This window comes from Psittacicella hinzii (assembly GCF_003585935.1).
Taxonomy (GTDB): Bacteria; Pseudomonadota; Gammaproteobacteria; order Enterobacterales; family Psittacicellaceae; genus Psittacicella; species Psittacicella hinzii.
In genome coordinates this window covers 1-18,588 of sequence record NZ_NRJG01000112.1, presented here as the reverse complement: position 1 = coordinate 18,588, position 18,588 = coordinate 1, and the positions used below count along the sequence as shown (strand labels likewise).

Annotated in this window: 18 protein-coding genes; 2 read left to right on the top strand and 16 right to left on the bottom strand. The window is 35.0% G+C overall.

Annotated features, from left to right (window positions below; genetic code table 11):
- The first annotated feature begins 135 nt into the window (after positions 1–135).
- A complete protein-coding gene (locus CKF58_RS06150; protein WP_119532025.1) occupies positions 136–1,317 on the top strand; it encodes a hypothetical protein in 1,182 nt (393 codons plus the stop codon).
- 1,380 nt (positions 1,318–2,697) lie between these two features.
- Here the strand turns inward: CKF58_RS06150 and CKF58_RS06145 are convergent.
- Genes CKF58_RS06145 through CKF58_RS06125 form a run of 5 tightly spaced genes read right to left on the bottom strand, consistent with a single transcriptional unit; the run spans position 2,698 to position 7,630 of the window.
- A complete protein-coding gene (locus tag CKF58_RS06145; RefSeq protein WP_119532023.1) occupies positions 2,698–4,014 on the bottom strand; it encodes an aminotransferase class I/II-fold pyridoxal phosphate-dependent enzyme in 1,317 nt (438 codons plus the stop codon).
- An 8-nt stretch (positions 4,015–4,022) separates the two neighbouring features.
- The gene (gene bioA / locus CKF58_RS06140; RefSeq protein ID WP_119532021.1) at positions 4,023–5,408 is read right to left on the bottom strand and encodes an adenosylmethionine--8-amino-7-oxononanoate transaminase; all 1,386 of its coding nucleotides are present in this window, start codon (positions 5,406–5,408) and stop codon (positions 4,023–4,025) included.
- Positions 5,409–5,456: 48 nt separating this feature from the next.
- Positions 5,457–6,224, bottom strand: coding sequence for an ABC transporter ATP-binding protein (locus tag CKF58_RS06135; protein ID WP_119532019.1), 768 nt, complete (start codon positions 6,222–6,224; stop codon positions 5,457–5,459).
- A 1-nt stretch (position 6,225) separates the two neighbouring features.
- Positions 6,226–7,236, bottom strand: a complete 1,011-nt coding sequence (locus CKF58_RS06130) for an iron chelate uptake ABC transporter family permease subunit (RefSeq protein ID WP_119532017.1) — start codon at positions 7,234–7,236, stop codon at positions 6,226–6,228.
- A 7-nt stretch (positions 7,237–7,243) separates the two neighbouring features.
- Entirely contained in the window at positions 7,244–7,630 is a 387-nt protein-coding gene (locus CKF58_RS06125; protein WP_119532015.1) for a FecCD family ABC transporter permease, read from the bottom strand.
- 185 nt (positions 7,631–7,815) lie between these two features.
- Here CKF58_RS06125 and CKF58_RS06120 point away from each other — a divergent pair, with 185 nt between their 5' ends.
- Positions 7,816–8,979 carry a tyrosine-type recombinase/integrase gene (locus CKF58_RS06120; protein ID WP_119532013.1) on the top strand — a complete coding sequence of 388 codons (1,164 nt, stop codon included), beginning with the start codon at positions 7,816–7,818 and terminating at the stop codon, positions 8,977–8,979.
- A 22-nt stretch (positions 8,980–9,001) separates the two neighbouring features.
- Here CKF58_RS06120 and CKF58_RS06115 read toward each other — a convergent pair whose 3' ends face one another.
- The 11 genes from CKF58_RS06115 to CKF58_RS06060 form a co-directional block, all read right to left on the bottom strand.
- Positions 9,002–9,796 (bottom strand): hypothetical protein, encoded by a 795-nt coding sequence (locus CKF58_RS06115; protein ID WP_119532011.1) that lies wholly within the window; start codon positions 9,794–9,796, stop codon positions 9,002–9,004.
- 317 nt (positions 9,797–10,113) lie between these two features.
- Positions 10,114–10,323: a hypothetical protein gene (locus tag CKF58_RS06105; RefSeq protein ID WP_119532007.1), complete on the bottom strand. Its 210-nt coding sequence runs from the start codon at positions 10,321–10,323 to the stop codon at positions 10,114–10,116.
- Positions 10,324–10,327: 4 nt separating this feature from the next.
- The gene (locus CKF58_RS06100) at positions 10,328–11,779 is read right to left on the bottom strand and encodes a primase/helicase family protein (RefSeq protein WP_147397229.1); all 1,452 of its coding nucleotides are present in this window, start codon (positions 11,777–11,779) and stop codon (positions 10,328–10,330) included.
- A complete protein-coding gene (locus tag CKF58_RS06095) occupies positions 11,754–12,230 on the bottom strand; it encodes a hypothetical protein (protein WP_119532003.1) in 477 nt (158 codons plus the stop codon). The genes CKF58_RS06100 and CKF58_RS06095 overlap by 26 nt, the downstream gene beginning before the upstream one ends.
- A gap of 2 nt (positions 12,231–12,232) precedes the next feature.
- Positions 12,233–13,894: a DnaB-like helicase C-terminal domain-containing protein gene (locus tag CKF58_RS06090; protein ID WP_119532001.1), complete on the bottom strand. Its 1,662-nt coding sequence runs from the start codon at positions 13,892–13,894 to the stop codon at positions 12,233–12,235.
- The gene (locus CKF58_RS06085; RefSeq protein ID WP_119531999.1) at positions 13,854–14,267 is read right to left on the bottom strand and encodes a helix-turn-helix transcriptional regulator; all 414 of its coding nucleotides are present in this window, start codon (positions 14,265–14,267) and stop codon (positions 13,854–13,856) included. Before CKF58_RS06085 ends, CKF58_RS06090 begins: the two co-directional genes overlap by 41 nt.
- A gap of 204 nt (positions 14,268–14,471) precedes the next feature.
- Entirely contained in the window at positions 14,472–15,515 is a 1,044-nt protein-coding gene (locus CKF58_RS06080; protein ID WP_222987738.1) for a lambda exonuclease family protein, read from the bottom strand.
- 8 nt (positions 15,516–15,523) lie between these two features.
- On the bottom strand, positions 15,524–16,501 hold the full coding sequence (locus CKF58_RS06075; protein ID WP_119531995.1) for a DEAD/DEAH box-containing ATP-dependent helicase: 978 nt from the start codon (positions 16,499–16,501) through the stop codon (positions 15,524–15,526).
- 36 nt (positions 16,502–16,537) lie between these two features.
- Positions 16,538–17,296, bottom strand: a complete 759-nt coding sequence (locus CKF58_RS06070) for a hypothetical protein (RefSeq protein ID WP_119531993.1) — start codon at positions 17,294–17,296, stop codon at positions 16,538–16,540.
- 84 nt (positions 17,297–17,380) lie between these two features.
- Entirely contained in the window at positions 17,381–17,860 is a 480-nt protein-coding gene (locus CKF58_RS06065) for a hypothetical protein (RefSeq protein WP_119531991.1), read from the bottom strand.
- The gene (locus CKF58_RS06060; RefSeq protein WP_119531989.1) at positions 17,853–18,266 is read right to left on the bottom strand and encodes a hypothetical protein; all 414 of its coding nucleotides are present in this window, start codon (positions 18,264–18,266) and stop codon (positions 17,853–17,855) included. The genes CKF58_RS06065 and CKF58_RS06060 overlap by 8 nt, the downstream gene beginning before the upstream one ends.
- Positions 18,267–18,588 lie beyond the last annotated feature (322 nt).

Here is an 18,588-nt window from a genome sequence, read left to right as displayed (position 1 = left end):
CATCGTAATAGTTGTGTAAAAACACATACTACTCTCATAACATTTAAAATAAAGTTTCTTGCTCAAAAAACTGTCATTTCTTATCCAAGAAATAAGATTTTTTTGAGTGTTAGCTTATGAACAAAAAAAATCCTTATGAATTATTTTTATAAAAGCGTTGCATTAGTAGCATTAGCTAGTATTATTGTAACGGCTAATGCCAAACTATATTTTATTGAAAAAGATAAATATTATATTAAGCTCGACACACATGCCTTGTTAAATGTCGAAAAATTGAACTTTAAAAGTACTGATAAAGAGTTTAAAGATTTTATCTTAAGAGAGAAATTTAAATACTCTAGTTATTTTTTGCGGTTAAGCCCGTCTGTTCAATATCCATCATTCGAAATAGGCATGCACTTAGGTTATTCAAAGAAGAATTATGAAGTATTTGAAGACATGATTGCTAAGTATGACTATTCGGGTTTTACTGACTTAGCCGTGTTTGCTAAAAGTGCAAAATTTGGTGAAATTACATTGGGCCGATTTGAATATAATCGTGATCGCTTTAACATCTTCTTTAGAAAAGCTATTAAATTTAAACCTAATGATACAAAAACATTTTTAGGCTATTTTAAATATGATTTTAGTTACGGTGATGGCGAATTAAGATTAGGATATGAAACCTCTAAAGCTAAAATAGCTCAACTTTCCACAGGTTATGCTAGCCCTAACAATCTTGTGAACTTCACTTTAACGACCTCTTGGATAACTTTAAAACATGACTTTACAAATGATCTACTTGTTGTAGATGATACCTACTATATGTCTGGTAAAGCAAGCGCATTACAGATTTATACAAACTTGCAGTTCAATGTAAATAGGTTAACTAGTAAACTAGAATTTGACTATCTTTCTCTTAGAAACACACCTTATGAGTTTATATATGGATTGTACAGAGATCATTCTATGATTACTTCTGATCCAGATCATGAGGGGAATGTCTATTTAAATTTAGATAGTTATACGTACAACGTTGCTTTTACAACTAGTTACGAGTTTAACAAGTATTTCATTCCAGAGATCAAACTAGTAAAGAATCAAGTAAATAGTTATAACAGATCCTTTAATGCTAATTATCTTGTAAAAACTTCTTATGTGGAACTAGGGGTAAAATCTTACTTCTTGAACTCCTATAAGGACCTTGCTAATTCATATGTTTATGCTAGCGTATTTGCTGGTAATAGAAAGGCAGATGATGTTACAGTATTTGGTGATAGATACACGAATGACAATTCGGTTAAAGGCTTTAATCTTAAATTAGCATTGAAATATTGATTTATTAAAAATGAGTAAAAGTTACACTGTAACATTTGGGTGGGGGCTGATGCTGTTAGAGGGTAGCCCTTTTTAAGTTAAATTCAAAGATAAAATCAAAGAACTTTAATCTACCATTTTAAACTTATCAAACATGGGTGTTTAGTTTTACTTCAATGCGCGTGATATATTTCAACCAATATCATTACAGACAAAAGTTACAGTGTAACTTATAGATATGACAATTGCACTAGAGTAAAGCTCATTTTAGTAAATGCAATTTAACTTGAATGAACTTGTAGTGAATATTATAAATGAGAACCTTGTGTTTTGTTGTTGAGGTTTACATATAGATGATATATTTTTTACAACCGCTTATTAAAGTTACACTGTAACAAATACTAAGAGACTTTTGTATTTATACGCTGTAAAATATGATAATAATTTTAGTTAAAAATATCAGTTGTAGCATACGTAAAATATGCTAAAATAAAAGTGTAATTTTCCTACTTCCAATATTAATAATTATTGTCTAAATAGGAAAATTACACACTATTACACTTTAAAAACTTAACATAAGTGACATTATACGAAATAAATTAAAAAGCTTTTATAATCTAAATTGTTGAAATTTAGCGCTTGAATTAATAAATGATAAAATTATTGAAGTATATTATATATTTCGAAAAACTGGATCAGCAAATGCTGGTCTTTTTTTTAGCTTTAGACTGTTTTGTTTGGTAGATTGGTTACAAAATACTGTAAGTTGTTGTTTTTTAACAATAGGGTGATTTGGGCTTATGGATTTAATTAAGCACTATATTTATAGGTAAGTGGTGGCTGATAACACGCTTTTTATGATCACCAAATTTAGATAAAAATCTTTTAGAGCGCGATCTTTGAAGTGGCAGTGTAACTTTTTAGCAGCCGCTATTTTTTTATATTTACATCCCCAGTCCTTGAATAGAGTTGTCGAGAAAATATAATTGGATTAAATTGCTAAAATTTTCTAATATTTGTATTAAGGTTTTTAACAAATCAGCTAATCGGTTTACAGCGCATTATAAAAGTTACCTTGTAACATTATTTTGTTATGCATAAGTTAAACTTGGTAAGCTTAACTGTACTTTATAGTTTAACAAAAGTTTATTTTAATAGTAAACTTTATTTTCGTATTAGAGATGCTGAAGCTTTAAATTGCAACAAATGGTTTTAAATAAAGTTCGTCAATAAGTTACAGTGTAACTTTGTATGGCGGATTTATGACTGTTATTAATTTTTTATTAACTGCTATTAATAGCAGAATGTTACAGTGTAACTGTTATTAATAATTGTTCAAAAATTTGATCTTTATTTAAAAGTTACACTGTAACATATATTAATATTCTTGTAATAATAAAGTTAATTAGTTAATTCGCAACTTATCTCACTTTCTATGAAGCTGGTTAGTAAAGAGGTAAATCGATCTAACAATACATCATTATTTAAATCATCAATTGTTAAGCTTAAGCGTATACGTTCTGATCCTTTAGGTACTGTAGGATGTTTTATACCAGCAATAACAATGCTGTGATCAAGGAAAAACTGCTTAACTTTATCAATTAAATAATTATTGTTTAAGACAATAGAAATTATATGGTTGTCACCTAGAATCTTAATCGAAGAGCTTTGTAATTGAGAAATACAGTTCTCTAAGTGTTGTTTATATAATTTGCATTTGTTTATATAAGTCACAACTAGCAGCTCATTATTCAATACATATAAATAGGCAGCAAGTGTTTTAAAGCAAACTGCTGGAGGTAATGCTGTTGAATAGATAAAAGTTCTGGAGGTATTGATCAAATATTCAATAATAGCTGAATGAGCAAAGATAATAGCTCCTGTGCTATTAAGAGCTTTACCTACCGGACAAACGATTAGATCAATGTCATTTACTAATCCGTATTCCTCAACTAACCCTAACTTCTTAGCTCCATATATCCCAAAAGCATGCGCTTCATCTACGTAGATTATAAGATTAATGTTTTGCTTACTAAGAGTGTTCTTTAATTCAATAATCTGTAAGAAGTCATCTTTAGTTAAACAGTCACCATCCATTGAGTAAATGCTTTCAACACAAAGAATAATGTTTTGGTAACCGCTTTCTATAGCTTTAGAAACTTGACGTTTTAAGTCCTCAACATTGTTATGGCTAAAACGATAAAAGTTCACATCAGCAAGTCTAACTCCATCTATGATAGAAGCATGGGCTAACCTATCCATAACAACTGCTGTCTTTTTGTTAAGTCTAGCTAAAGATGGAATAATGCCTAGGTTAGCATGGTAACCACTATTGTAGTATAAAGCTCTTTTATCATTTTCTACAATGATGCTAAAGAATTGTTCTACTAGGTATGTGCAGTTGTTAGAACCTGATAATAATCTACTGCCTGTTGATCCAGTTAATGGATCTATATTTAATAGGCTGTTAAAGTTTTCAGTGAGCTCTAATAAGCTTTGCTTAGTGTTGTTTAATACTTTGTAGTTAGTGAGATTTGTAAAGAATTTTTGGTAGTTTTCATATAGCTCATTAGCTGAAAGTTTAGCAATACCTAAATAGTCGTTAGTATTTAGATAGATGATTTTATCCTCTGTATAAGCTTGAAGAGTGCGTTGAGCATTTTGCGATCTAAGATTTTCTAGATAATCTTGAGCTTGTTTTATGTAAGTTTGACTCATGCAATCTCCTATACAAATGATTGATAATTAGCTAATACTTGAGGATTAGATCCATATGCTTCTACAAACTTATCTACAGTGGCAACTAAAAATTCTAGCTCTTGGTTGCTTATTGTGTAAGGTGGCAATAAGTATAAGATTTTACCAAAAGGTCTTAACCAAACGTTATTTTGTATAAAGAAATCTTGGATTAGTTTACTATTTACGGTATTGGTAAATTCAAGGCAAAAGATTGGTCCAAGATATCTTAAGTTAGCAATATATTTACAGTTGTAATTAGTGATTTTTGATTTTAACGCTTGATAGGCTGAATAAAATTTATCAGCTATTTTATTTGTGCCATTAGCTTTATCAATTACAAAATTGTCAGTATATAACTCAACAGCTGCCTTAGCTGCTCTTAGAGCTAAGGGGTTAGCCATAAAAGTCGGACCGTGCATAAAAGCGTAAGGTGGATTATTAGATATGCTTTTACCGATTTCTTCTGTAACTAAAGTCGCGCCTAAGGTAATATGTCCACCAGTTAAAGCTTTGCCTAGTGTAATAATATCTGGTTTATTCTCTATATGTTGATAAGCAAAGTTTTTACCAGTTCGACCGAATCCGGTTGCGATTTCATCAAAAATTACTAAGATGCCTTTATCATGAAGTATTTGTATAGCCTTATCAATGTATCTTAGATCATAAAAGTTAAACCCACCAGCACCCTGAACCATTGGTTCGCAAATAAATGCAGCTATGTCATCTCCATGTTTGGTGATAACCTGCATTAGATCTTTGTAAAATTGTGAACCTATAAACTCTTGGTCGGTTAATGGATGCTTGTAATGGCTGTTTTGAGAGTCGTAGGCTTGCTCTGATAATGCTGGAGGTGGAGCTACAAACAGATTAGGGTTATTGTTGGTAAATAGAGAATGCATTGAATTTTCAGGACAAGAAACAAGCATAGCATGCCAAGTATCACCGTGATAACCGTTTTTAAGCGCTAAAAATTTACTACGAGGTTTGATTAGTGCTAAGTGATACTGTAGTGACATTTTTAAAGCGATTTCTACAGCAACAGAGCCGCTATCTCCATAGAAACAATATGCAAAATCGTTATTCGTAATATTTAGTAGAGCATTTGTAGCTTGTATAGCTGGCTCGTGAGTAAGCCCTGCAAACATTACATGCGATAATGTATTAACTTGCTCCTGAATCTGTGTGCTTATGCGAGGATTATTGTGACCATAAGCTACAGACCACCAGCTAGATACGCCATCTAAAAGTTTTAAGTTATTACTATAAATAAAAGAGCCTTGGGCTTTAGTGATTAGTAAATTGGAATTGTTACCAATTTTATTATATGGATGCCAAAGAGCAGCATCGTTTACTTTATTATATGAGTCAGTCATGTTACATAAGAAAAGGTCAGTTCAAACGAACTGACCTTAAAGTTATTGTTAATATGCAAAAAAGCAAGGTTTGCTAGACACTGGGCAATTGCTTATTAGACCTTTTAGATTAAAGTTATCTTCAAGCATTTTTGCGTTAATGATTTGAGCTGGTTCTCCATGGTTTAATAAACGCTTATTACCAAAGATAAATAAATAGTCACAATATCTAAATGCTTGGTTGATATCATGTAGCACCATAATTACGGTTTTATTAAGAGTTTGTAAATTCTTAATAATTTCCATTAATTCTAGCTGATGACTTAAGTCTAAATAAGTAGTTGGTTCGTCTAACAGTATGTAATCTGTATCTTGAGCAATTGTCATGGCTAAACAAGCTAATTGCAGCTGTCCTCCAGACAATTCATTAAGCATTTTATTTTGCAAATGAGAAATTTTTGTCAATTCTATTGCTTGCTTAATTTTATCATGATCTGCTTTCTTTAGTCTTCCTAAAAAGCCTAAATATGGAGTTCTACCAAAGGCAACATAATCATAAACTGTAATTCCTTCGATTTTTTCGCTATGCTGAGGGAGGTAGGAAATCTTATGAGCTAGTTGTTTATGTGTAAATGCTTCTACATCTTTACCATCAATTTCAACTTTCCCTTTAAGGCTTTGTTGAATTTTAGCAATTGATTTTAATAATGTAGATTTGCCACAACCGTTTACTCCAAGTAAAGCAATGATTTTACCTTGCGGAATTTCTAAAGTAATGTTCTCTAGAATGGAATTGTTATTGTAACCAACAGATAGGTCATGAAGTTTTATACTCATATCATCCCCTCTTCCTGATGATTAAATAGAAAAAGTAAGGAGCTCCAATTACAGCGGTTAGTACTCCGGTTGGGAACTCTACAGGCGGTTTAATTATTCGAGCTAAAATATCAGCACTTTGTAGTAAAATTGCACCAATTAATGCCGTGCTCATATATAGAATGAGATAACTTATATTACCGTAAATGCGTTTCGCTATATGCGGAGCTATCAAACCTAAAAAGCTAATTGGACCGGTAATCGATACTGCAAGTGAACTAATAATAGTAGCTAAGAATAAAATTAAGATTTTATATTTATTAACATCGTAACCTAGATTTTGGACTTTAACATCGCCTAATAAATATAATTTTAGAATCTTAATGCTACCTAAACCTAGTAGAATAAACGCTAGTAACCAAGGTAAATAAATATAGATTTGCGTCCAAGTTCTGCCCCACAGCGATCCGGTTAGCCATACTAAAGTTGAACTTATGTCCAACTTGAAGCTCAAAATGAGAAAGTTAGTTATACTTGCATAAAATGTGGCTAAAGCTACACCGATAATTATTAAATTATGGATTAAAGAGCTCGCTTTTATGACAAACCATAAAATAGCAAAACTTAGTAAACCACCTATTAAAGCAAACAAAGGTAAGTGTGTTTGGGCAAACGATGGGAATAGCGTTAGTGCTAGAACGGAAAATAGCCCTGCACTATTATTAATACCAAGGGTTTCACCTGAAGCTAGATCATTGTTAAGAGTGTTTTGAATCATTAAGCCACTAATAGCAAATCCCATGCCGACAAAAATGGCGAGTATAGCTCGTGGTAAGCGGTATTCATTGATAGCAAAATAATCGCTATTACCTTTATTAGTTAAAGCTTCAATGATCTGGGATAGAGAAAATGAGCTTGTACCTAATGACAATGATAGGTAGAAAAGGACTAATACTAATAATAGTGAGATTATTAAGTATAGACTTTTCTTTCTTAGCAATGCATGTCGATATTGCATAATGTTGTGTTCCATAAATCTCCTATTTTTTACTAATGGCTAAATACAAGAAATATGGAGAACCTAGCATAGCAATAATTAATCCTGCTGGAGTTTCGGCTGGACATAAAACTACACGCGATACTAAGTCAGATAGTAAGAGTAAAATACTACCTACAGCCATGCAAGCAATTATTTTTACACGATTATCTTTGCCTACGAGTTTCTGGGCAATGTGAGGAGCTAAGAGTCCTACAAAACCTATAGTCCCTACCACACTAATTACGCATGAAGTTAATAAGAGAGCTAATAAACAAATAACTAGTTTAAGCGCTTTTAGATTAACTCCTAAGGTTTTAATGTTGTCATCAGCAAGAGTTAATAAATTTAATTTGTTCTTATAAAATAACAACAAAAACGAAAAAAGCATTACCCCAACCTATAACCTATTGATATTTCGACTTAAAAACTAATCGGTATTAGTTTTGCAAACGATTAATAAAGTGGTGGAAATACTAAAATATTACTATCACTTTACTAAGAGTAGACCTCAGTTATACCTCCACTTTATCCATAAAGTCAGGTTAACTAAGTCGATATTTTGATAGGAACTTTATGTACGGTAAGCTAAACAAAACTGTAATAAATCAAGCAATAGCAAAAATAAAAGTCAATAAGAAAACGGTTACCTTATCCGATGGTGCTCGTTTGCAATTAAGACTTAGTTCTAAATATTTGGGCAAAGGAAGCTGGTCGATAGTTTTAGGTTCAAAAGAAAATCAATCCCGCATTACGATAGGAGAATACCATCATTTCATGGAAGGCTTCATATCTATCGAAAAGGCTAGGGAAATGGCTTTAGCTTTAAGAAAGTCATATAAAGATGGGACACCAGCTTCCATTGTTAACGTCAGTAAATCTAATTCGTTAACAATGCAATCGTTAATTACTCTTTACCTTGATTTCAAAAAACCACAGCTTGCATTTAACTCACTTAGGCAATATCAATCTGTATCTAAAATTTTATCAAAAACGGAGCTATCAAGAACTACAATGGAAAATATCACTCCACTGTTGATTAAACAAGAACTGGATAAAATAGCTTCAAGTGCAAATAATAAATCATATTTTTACTCTTTCATTAAGAGTGTAGTCGATTATGGCACTGGAAATCGTCTTATTGATCCTTGCCCTTTGCCTAAGTTTTCGCAACTATTTCCGGAGAAAGTTGAAGTAAAAAGTCGTAAGGCACTGGAGTTATCAGAACTTAATCAATTCTTCAAAGATCTAAGAAAATTAAAGCTTGAGTATATAGCTAACCTGTTGTTAATAATCCTAACAGCATGCCGTTGTAATGAAGTATTAAAAAGAACAAAGCAAGATATTATAGAGCCTTTTGACAGTGGTTTTATGTGGCATATACCAGCCGAAAGAATGAAAAAGGGCAGAGAGCACACTGTGTTCATTAAACAAGAAGTAGCTAAACTTCTAGATTGGGAAAGTCTCCCTCGTGGAAACTTAATACATCATCTTAAGAAAATCGGTTTTAACGCTACTTTACACGGCTTCAGAGCATTGTTTTTCTCCACTATGATTGAACGTTTACCTCAATATAAAGACGCTATATCCGCTTGTATTGCTCATGGTAAAGATTTAGCAAACCAGAGTGACAAATCTTACCATCGCTATGACTATGCCAATGAAAAGGTGATAGTATTTACAGCGTGGTTTGAAATTTTAAAGCAACACGGTTTGCAAGAATTGCTTGATTTGTTTTAATTGTTTACCCTCTAGTGTAGTGCTAGAGGGGTTTTTTCTTAAAACGGGGGAAGTAATGAGCCCTATAATTCTCGTCCTTACAATTAGCAATTAGGTACTCTAAGCTAAAGTAAAAGTTCGTCATATGTTTTGTTACATATTCTTCACAATCACTTCTTCCAGTTAATTTATAAATACGTTCACCTTGCTCGTACAACCAGAATTTATCAGGTTTATCCTCGTATTCTTTAATAATAGTTTTGATAGCACTAAAGATTGCACGAAACGCTGCTTTAGACGGCACTGGTACGTGCAAGTTATACTGGTGGTAATGGCTAAATAGTTTTACCAAGTTATTAGGGTTAATTTCAAAATATTGCACTAATTCTCGGCAGCTTTTAAAGTCAATAGTTGGGTGCATTTGTTTTCCTAAATTTAATTTAAAGAAGCGTAATGCTCTGAAATTGTATGCATTCTTCTTGTAATCAAAGAAGTGCGTATTACCTAGTACGAAATTTCGCGTTCTGGACCACTTTACAAGCGTTTCATATGCTCTCCTTAGCTTTCCTAAGGTTAAGGTTGTTTCACGCATTAGACGCGCAAATAAGAGCATATAAAAGTACTGTTCTGTGCGTATGATATGTTCACCAATCTGACCCTTATACTTTTTATTGTAATCAAACAGTAAATTTATAGGAGCTGGGCATTTAATCATACTCCAGATTTTATTAGCGTCAGTTTCGTTATGCAGTATTGCCAGTTCTAAAACGTCGATATAATCCACGATAGAACGATACTCCAGAACCTTATTGATAATATAGTGTTGGGAGTAAGCCATGGAAACCTCTTTTAAAAGAATTTATTGATTAATTCAACGACACCTATTCCAATAGCAAGGAGAATTAGAGAAAAGCCTAGAAGTATACATATGGTTGCTATGATAAAATCCCACGTATTCGTATTCTCTTCGACCATAGAGATGATTGCCACAAGGGAAAAAAAGATAAGTGCTACTATAAGCATACACCCCGTTACTGCCACAGATAACCAAAGAAACCATATAATGAGATCGGAAGTATCGCTTGCCAGCTGTAAAAATATAGTCATAAAGCGTAACTGAAAAAACAGGTGCTAAAAACAGGTATAAAACAGGTGTTAATAAAATTTAATAAGAGTTAACGTGCTTAACACCGCTAGGGCAACAGCAAAGCCAATCGCAAAAGTAAAGTAATACAGCATAGGTAAATCGTAGCTGTCATTCTTGATATATTGACGCCAAACTACTACGCTAAAGCTTAAGAATACAGCTGAAAGACCATACGTTGTTGCAATTAAAACTAAATCTAAAATAGGATTTCCACTCATATTGTTACCATAAAAAATCTTCGGGACCGGCTAGACCTGTGATCCTAGCTACAGCCGCTTGCATTAGTTTACTTTCTTGGACTAGGAAGCTATTTACTTCTGCCGAAGCTAAAACATATAAGTCGTTAAAATCATTAACTACTCCATAGTCCAGCACTTTTATTACTTTCTCTCTCAATACATCGCTTTGCACTTGAAAGCGGGTTAAATTACGAAAATACGTGTAATCGAAATCTTTGAGCGCTGGTGGGTACATCCAGCTAATCTTGCATTTCTCTAAGCCAGAGCCGACGGTAGTGTCGGGTGGTAATGGGTTTTTAGCATTACCGTTCTCATCGATATCGTTATCGGCAATAACAAGCACTTCACGCATAACTCCACTGTTAGCAATATAGTTGGCTACACGTTCAAGATTACCCTTGCTAAAGCAACAAGCCACAAGGGCGTGTTTATGCTGCTTAAAGCTGCATAGTGTGCTCATTATGGACGCTCCGGTAGCAAACCCCTCGCAAAGGATTATTTTGTTCTGCTCTAAGTCATCAAGTTTCTCGTTAAAAACAAACACGCCCATATTTGTGGGGTATCCTTTGAGAAAGCGCTTGCTTCCACTTGGATAGATGATCTGTAATGAGCAGATTTTATTTGTTCTTATATCCGTGATGGGGATAATAATATCTCCAGCATTAAATCTTTGCCCAAGTCCCTCCATAGGTTGTGTAACCACGAAGAACTCATCATCACCAAATATCCAAAAAAACAGTTGTTTATCGTAAATATATTTAGGGTTAATCTTGGATATTTTTCCCAAACCACGGAAGCGTCCAATAGTTTGGTTCAGCAATCCAGCATTAAGGAAGTTTAGTATGTCATCTTCCGTTCTTAGCTTAGTTTGCACTTGGGAAATAAATGCTAAGTATTTTTTCTCCCTGAAATATGCCCGATTTTTCTCGATTTTTAGCTTCAGATCCGCCTGATCCGGTAAAACTACGGCTCTACGTGGGTGGAAAACTCTTACTTGATCTGAAAGGTGGTAATTAACGACCATTAGTGTAACTGTTTCGTCAATCAGTAGTATGTATCCACCGTCTTTGTTGCCACTTTTACCAGTTTCCGTTGCAACGCGATGCCAATCATTTCTATCTTTAGAAACTCGAATATTATCTACCTTCAGCTGCATGCTACGAAGTTGATGGTTAGCCCAGCTAAAAATGTCATTGGTATCTGTTACCTCAACGCCAGGATTGTACTCAGGGGCATATTTACTTAGAGCCGAAAGATCTGCATCTAAGAATTTGGGGTTGGCACTTTTGGCGTACCAACCATCCTCACAATTCCACTCTATAAATGCGCTGTAGGGTAGCATTTTAAGCGTTTTCCGTGCTAGCTCTTTAAACTCCTCACGTTCTTCGTAAAGTACCGCAAAAAAGCGTTTAAAAGGCATTCTCTCGTCGACCATCTTTTACCTCTATTAACCCACGTTTAATATTGCTTATTAAGCACAGTAAAGATAACACTCGCGTTGTAGTTACGCAATAGGTTTCTTTGTAAACGGTAGCTAGCTGCTTATCGTATAGTCTAAATTGCGATAGGTAGCTAAAAAATAGGGTAATATGACGAACAATTTCATCAGTATGGCGATGTAATAGGCGCTTACTTGCGAATTGCTCTTGCAACGATGGGAAAGCAAAATAAAACTGTTCTGTAATCCACGGGTATTGGTTAAAATAAGTGGTATCTGCAAGCGCGTCGTGTTTTAAGGTATTAAGATACTTATGGAAACGTTCGAATAAGTAGTGAACAGTATCCTCGTCAGTGCCTTTATATGGTACGTAAAGCTTTTCTTGTAGCTCGCGGAGGATAACTTCTGGTTTATACCAACCTGGGATAGCAGTAATTTGTAGTAGCATATTTAATCCTTATTTTTGAAAGTATCTAGAACCTTTTGATAAACGTCAGCTTTACTAAGACCAAGACGTGGGAATTTGACTTTATCAGTAGCCACTAAACATGGGGCAATTTGAAACCTAGCTAATGCCATGCCTTTATGGTTAAAGAAGTATCTTGGAAACTCACTTATAGGACCTTGACGATTTTTCACTATTGAGTACCAGACAATCTTGTAACTTCCATCTGGGCTCGGACGTGGGGTAAATAATCCTTCTGGTAATCTATATTCATCGTCTTTCTGCGCATTGTAGGCACACAGTGTCACGATAATATCTGCGTCTTGAGTGTACTGTCTGCTATCTTTAATTGACGTAGCTGTTGGCATATTGCTAGCACAATATACGCCTGTTTCTGGATCTCTTACTTGGGATAGCGCAAAGCAACGGATACCATATTTTTTCGTTAATGCGCTAAGCTTTTTTGAGATTAGAGTATTAGATTGGTAAGGACTAGGTTCATCTTTACTTCCAATTGGCTTAGAATTAAGTGCTTGTAAGTAATCAATGAAGATGACTTCGGGCTTTTTACCAACAATATGGTCGTTTACAATATCTTTTTCTAGAGTTTCAATGCTATCGACTTTATCTGCTCCCAAAATTTTGATATAATGTGACCAACCGCTTTGTTGCAACCAAAAGGCGAAGAACTTGACAGCTATAGCGTCGGTTTGCACATTCTCTTCTAGTGATAGTTGATCTCTGTGCAGGTATCTATCAATAAACTGTTGTCGATTAAGAAATTGGTACGGATACTGGTAACAGAACGAGCGTGCGATTTGTAGTACTAAATCTTCCGCTTGTAACTCCACGCTGTAAAAAGTAACATATAGTTTCTTATTAGCTAACAGGATATCTATAAGTTGCTGGATAGCCCAGGTGGTTTTTCCTGCATGAGACGGCGCTGCTACAATGCAAAAGGTTCTCTTTTTTAAGCCGCCGTTAACCATATCGTTAGGTACTTTTGCATAGCAAGAAAAAGGTATATTTACTTCGGGTAATCCATAATCATTGTTATCAATAATTTCGTCTAGGTGATCCATTAGTAAATCCTTACTTTTCATTCCTGAGATCGCTGTGTATTGTACTTTCGAAAGCTGATCCAATAGCTCAGGTAAATATCCACTGGCATTGTCTTGTTTATTCTCTAAGTCCAACAAAGCGGTTTGTGATTTTTGCGCCACAAATTGATCTGTGAGCGCTTTTTTTACGCGGTTGATATGATCCACGTTTACAAGATTTAAACGCATATAAGCATACTGTACGACGTCATTTACGTGGTTTAAAAGTTGCTTATAGATTATCTGGCGTTTATTGTCCTCATCAAATTTGGAAAGGTATTCGTCAGAATTACTTAGTATGATATTTCTTACGTATTCTGGATCAAGGTTATAGCCGTTCTGAATACTAGGTGACAGTAGATTTATATTACTCTTAATGCAATTAAATATATAAACGTCTTCATCATGGAAGAAAAGCTCATCACGCATTAGTAAAGCACTTTCTATGGCTTCTTGGCGGATTTTGTCATCTACGTCGTAGCTGATAATCGTAGATAAACTTAGTCCAAGCATTTGCACGTTATAATCAACCTTTGCTAGTTTCTCCAGGGCGCTGAAGTTCTGCATGACCTTGTAACTCCTTGGTTTGTTCTTTAAGGATAGCTATATCCTTAGCGTAATAGTAGGGTCTACTACCTACCTTATGCGGTTGTATGTATTTGTTAGCGTAAATTCTACTTAGAAAGGTAGTGTAAGCAACGCCTAGCATATCCGCGACCTCTTTTACTGTGTAAGAGCGTTCTAGGTTAGTTCCATGTATATGGAGTTCATTTAGCACCAGTAAAAGTTTGTTAATTTTGTAGGTTAGTTCGTCTAATTTATGCCGATGATGGTTTGTGGTATTAACCAGCTTATCAATCTTTTTCTCTACCTCGGCATTGAGAACTGAACCTTTAATCTCTGCAACAATAAGTCGTTGCATTGCATCCAATTTATCCATAAGTTATCAAAGATTAATTTTGTGGCACACGTAGTTACTGAAAAATTCTAGCACTCCTTTACGGAGTGCTATTTTTTTACCAGATATTATTGCACTTCGTAAATAGTTCTAATTAAACTTGCCCCTTTAGGAAGAGTTGTTTTATATAGTTCTTTGATTTGTGCTAGTAAAGATTTATTATTAGTTCGATAGTAAGTCATTTCATTACTCCAGACTATTTATAAACTGTTGATTAGCCTCATCAAGTTCTTGTTCGTCTTTCTGACGACGTTCTCGTTTGGCTTCCCATAATAAGCTACGTCTAGCTTTCCCTTTGAGTTCTGGATGATCTTCCAGATACTCTACAATAATGGCGTCCTCTTGTATTCTTATTTCCTCTGGCGTTGGGACAGAAGCTACTGCTTCATCGGTTTCGTATCCATTACGATTAGAAACAAATCTCCCGAAGTTCGAATATAAGATGAAGTCCTTTTTAACTGCTTTTAGAATACGGTCTACTTCTTTAGGCGGTAATTTTACTGAGTTTATATACGTTTTGCTGTTAAGTTCCTTTTCATTATCTGCAAATGACGCCAGCTTAGATTGTATAAGGTCACACAGTTCGTCTAATACCTCACCGTATTGTTTAAGCTCTTCCTGATTAGCATATACGCGTTTAATAGCAAAGCTTTTCTTGTAATCAATATCAGGGTAATAAGTCACGAAATCGACCCATTTACAGCCGGTTACAAGCAATTGGTGCAAGATTTGCGCATAGTACTCTTCAGGGATTACACCATTGACTAGGAAGTTTATATGAGTATCCCTAGTCGGGGTTTTAATCTCCAGCAAGCCCTCGGGCTCGTATTTACCTGTTTCAGGATTTAATACCGATACTACACCATCTGGAGAAGCTGCTAAGAAGTCATTGCTTTTGGAAACTAGTAAGCCACTTTCCCTCACTTGGTATTCAGGAAAAAGGGCCTTGTAAGCATCCCTAGCATATGCTTCACCAATAGTACCTAATTGCATAATAAAGCTGGAGTTGCTAACTAGGTCTTTGATCTCGTGTGCAGCGTACCGATTTGCAATAATGGATAATGCTACCTTTTCCGCCATATCACAGGCAACCTTAGAAATCTTCCCACTTTTCAGTCGTGTGAAGTGCTTTGCTGAAGAAGCTGTAAGGCGTAAAGTACGGGCACGAAACCACTCTTCTGACCGCTGTGCGGCATTAATTTCGTAATATGGTAGGTTACTACTTGTCACCAGTCCTCCTATAAGTCAAATAGATATTTAATGGCACGTTTATCGAAATCAGTTAATTGGTCTTTATTCTCGGTAGCCCAAGCAATTGCCCCTTGTCGATTATTGTCATAGAAGAACTGTGGTACGTTATCTTCAAACAGCATGGAAGTAATTTGACCGTATGCTTTTGCTACAAGTCGTTGGTAATCTAGTTTAGTGAGTTTCACTACCCTTCCTTGTAAGAATGCTCCAATGCGGCTCTTTTCCACATTAGTGACGTTATTAATCTCGACTAAATTATTAGCCTTAACGTACGTTGATAAAGGTTGGTTAACACTTAAGGCGTAGTCAGCAACGTCAACTTGTGTAGCAATAGCGCCATTAGGGAATTGGTAGCCCTTACGTTTCTGCTCTAAGATTAAATCCCAAAAGAACTCAAAGCCTTTTTTCTGATCAATCTTGTCTATCGAGTTCACATACTGTCGACCATTGACTTCTTCAACGTTTACGGACTTTTTCTCCTTGATAGTGAAGATTAATGGGATAGGAAGATTTTGGAAGTATGATATGTTCTCATTCTGCTTGTTAGTAATCATAAAGTGCGTCTGTAATTTAACATTACCTTTCGTTTGCGCAACAGCACTCCCAAATAATCCACTCAATCCACTCCAAGCCGGACTAATACTATCCACAATTACCAGTTTAATGCCGTCGGCTATAGCTTGAGTAATAGTTTCCTTTATAACTTTATAGCTTAGCTGGTGATCCGGTACGCTTTTGATTAGCATATTCTTATACGCCATATCATTAATTACGATTGAGGACGCACCTGCTTCGCTATCTATAATTAAACTGTAAAACATATCCGGATCGTCACTTAATCTTCTCATGGCGTCAGCCAGGGCAAGAGCACCATAGGTTTTACCTGCCCCGCTTTCACCAACAAATGCAGCTTTAAGTGGTTTCTTGATTTGATCCGCAGTTTGATATTTTGACAAATCTAGCATATTATCTTCAATTACCGTGTTAAATCTTAAACTGTATTACCACTCTTTACCACCGTTTAGGCGCACTTGATACGCGTACCATTCTGTGGCATTAAAGTGTGGGAAGTTATCTGTATCTCTTGCTAATTCTCTACCATAACCACGTGCGTATGGAATTCTCTCTTTGTAGAAACCTAGCTTAATGATAGCTGGAGTTTCCCCGTGAGCAAATTTGAACTCACCGTCCTCTTCCTCATCGTGATCCCAGAAATCGTAAGGGATTAAGCGTTCTTTAATTTTATTTAGTAGATCAGCTTCGTGTTCAACGTGGGTAAATTTGATATCCCAGCCTTGTAGCTCGTATTCAAATAAATCAGACACGTAGCGGTATAGGTGTAGGCTATTAAGCACGTAAACAGCGAAAGTTTGCCACTCGATAAATTTGAACTTAGTTCCTTTTAACAGCACTTTAACTTCTGGAAACTGTTTAGCAATCGTTTTGAAATCGTGTATTAAATCTTCTAGTAATTCTGTATCGTGGTACACGTAATTCGTAGTAGGGAAGTCTTCAAATTCCAGACGATCTAAAATGTTAAGAATTTCCTCTCCTTGTGTTTCGTCCACTTCAGCCATTACAATGCCATTCTTTGTATAAAAATTAACTTCGAAGTCCATAGAGAACTTTCTGCCATATAGGGCTTTATCACGCATATAAGCAGCATTAACAATCATAGAGCCGTAGTCGTCTAAAATGGTAGCTAATGCGCGGGTTGCGTTAAGGATTGCGTTTACAGTTGCGTTTTTACATACTTTCATGGTTAAACTCCATTAGTTAAAGTTGTTATAGATGAGGTTGAGGGGGTAAGGGCTCACGGGAGAGCCCCTACAGGTTATTTATGGTTAATAATAAAAATTATAGTATCCTAATTTCTCCGACATTGAGGTGAGGATCAGATCCCAGCCTGCGACTACGGTGTGGGTTCCGTTTCCAGCTAGTCTTTCAGTACTAAACAACTCCGAAAACTCATACGGTGCTAAATACTCCGTAATTTTAATGGCTTCTTTTATCATTTCTTCGGAGATTAGTGTAGATAAGCGGATAACGTTTAATCTGTGTCCTTTCGAAGCTAGCTCTTGACCTTTCTCCCCACAGAGAAGAACCAGATTTAATGATGGGTCGGCACTGCAAAGATTAATGACAATATCACGATAAGATGGGCGATTATTTCTATCAAAACCTCCTAATTCAGAAAATTTATGGGTTGCAATTTGACCTATTTGGTTAACTATCCATCTCAATTCTCTAATTTTTAAAGCTACCTGGTGAGAAAGTTGTCGATCCTTTTTAAGTTCTTCAAATTTCGTTAGTGATTTAGTCATTGTTAGCTCCTTCAACGTCATAACAAACGTTATTTTTTTCATCAAACTCAATGCGACCTTGTTCAACAAGATACTCAATAACATCTTCAATCCAACGTTGTTCTGAGTATTCTGTAATTTCTACTTCATCACCAAGTTCTAGACGATCAAAATCGTAATCATCTTCGTCATATTCTTCATCTTCGTCATCGTAGTAGCTGCTATCGTAGTACTCTGGGAAGTATTTTCTCTCTATCTGATCTTTTAAAGTTTCTAGGTCGTAGATGTTTTCGTCTGCTAATTTTTTGATTAAGATATCTAGAGCTAAGTTAGCACTCTCTGCAAAATCTACGTCACCCTCTAGTAAACCTAAAACTGCGTTAAGACAGAAAGCTAAGCCCCATTCTTTAATTTCTCTTTTAATCATAGTGGTGTCCTTAAAAAATTATTAATAGAAGTTATTACCAAGTAGAAACCTTTCTTTTACCGTTTGGTTTGTTTATTTGACTGGCTTCCTCTTGTTTGTAAGTCCATTATATTACAATTAATTGACCTAGTCAATAATTTAAGTCAACTATTTGCATAAGTATATGAACAATAAGATTAAATATATGAAAAATTTATTTCATAAGATTGACAACAAATACAAAAAAAGCCCACAGCGATGGCTGCGGGTCGGTAAAAATATCAATTTTATAAAGAATTTAATAAACAATTAAATAATAATTTCCATTAACACTTTTATTTCT

Bases quoted from the DNA above. Each gene is read 5' to 3' on its own strand.
- CKF58_RS06065 (WP_119531991.1), bottom strand. From the start codon at position 17,860: ATGACTAAATCACTAACGAAATTTGAAGAACTTAAAAAGGATCGACAA.
- CKF58_RS06135 (WP_119532019.1), bottom strand. From the start codon at position 6,224: ATGAGTATAAAACTTCATGACCTATCTGTTGGTTACAATAACAATTCC.
- CKF58_RS06115 (WP_119532011.1), bottom strand. From the start codon at position 9,796: ATGGCTTACTCCCAACACTATATTATCAATAAGGTTCTGGAGTATCGT.
- CKF58_RS06150 (WP_119532025.1), top strand. From the start codon at position 136: ATGAATTATTTTTATAAAAGCGTTGCATTAGTAGCATTAGCTAGTATT.
- CKF58_RS06120 (WP_119532013.1), top strand. From the start codon at position 7,816: ATGTACGGTAAGCTAAACAAAACTGTAATAAATCAAGCAATAGCAAAA.
- CKF58_RS06090 (WP_119532001.1), bottom strand. From the start codon at position 13,894: ATGCAGAACTTCAGCGCCCTGGAGAAACTAGCAAAGGTTGATTATAAC.
- CKF58_RS06100 (WP_147397229.1), bottom strand. From the start codon at position 11,779: ATGGTCGACGAGAGAATGCCTTTTAAACGCTTTTTTGCGGTACTTTAC.
- CKF58_RS06075 (WP_119531995.1), bottom strand. From the start codon at position 16,501: ATGCTAGATTTGTCAAAATATCAAACTGCGGATCAAATCAAGAAACCA.
- CKF58_RS06060 (WP_119531989.1), bottom strand. From the start codon at position 18,266: ATGATTAAAAGAGAAATTAAAGAATGGGGCTTAGCTTTCTGTCTTAAC.
- CKF58_RS06085 (WP_119531999.1), bottom strand. From the start codon at position 14,267: ATGGATAAATTGGATGCAATGCAACGACTTATTGTTGCAGAGATTAAA.
- CKF58_RS06125 (WP_119532015.1), bottom strand. From the start codon at position 7,630: ATGCTTTTTTCGTTTTTGTTGTTATTTTATAAGAACAAATTAAATTTA.
- CKF58_RS06130 (WP_119532017.1), bottom strand. From the start codon at position 7,236: ATGGAACACAACATTATGCAATATCGACATGCATTGCTAAGAAAGAAA.
- CKF58_RS06095 (WP_119532003.1), bottom strand. From the start codon at position 12,230: ATGCTACTACAAATTACTGCTATCCCAGGTTGGTATAAACCAGAAGTT.
- bioA (WP_119532021.1), bottom strand. From the start codon at position 5,408: ATGACTGACTCATATAATAAAGTAAACGATGCTGCTCTTTGGCATCCA.
- CKF58_RS06145 (WP_119532023.1), bottom strand. From the start codon at position 4,014: ATGAGTCAAACTTACATAAAACAAGCTCAAGATTATCTAGAAAATCTT.
- CKF58_RS06105 (WP_119532007.1), bottom strand. From the start codon at position 10,323: ATGAGTGGAAATCCTATTTTAGATTTAGTTTTAATTGCAACAACGTAT.
- CKF58_RS06070 (WP_119531993.1), bottom strand. From the start codon at position 17,296: ATGAAAGTATGTAAAAACGCAACTGTAAACGCAATCCTTAACGCAACC.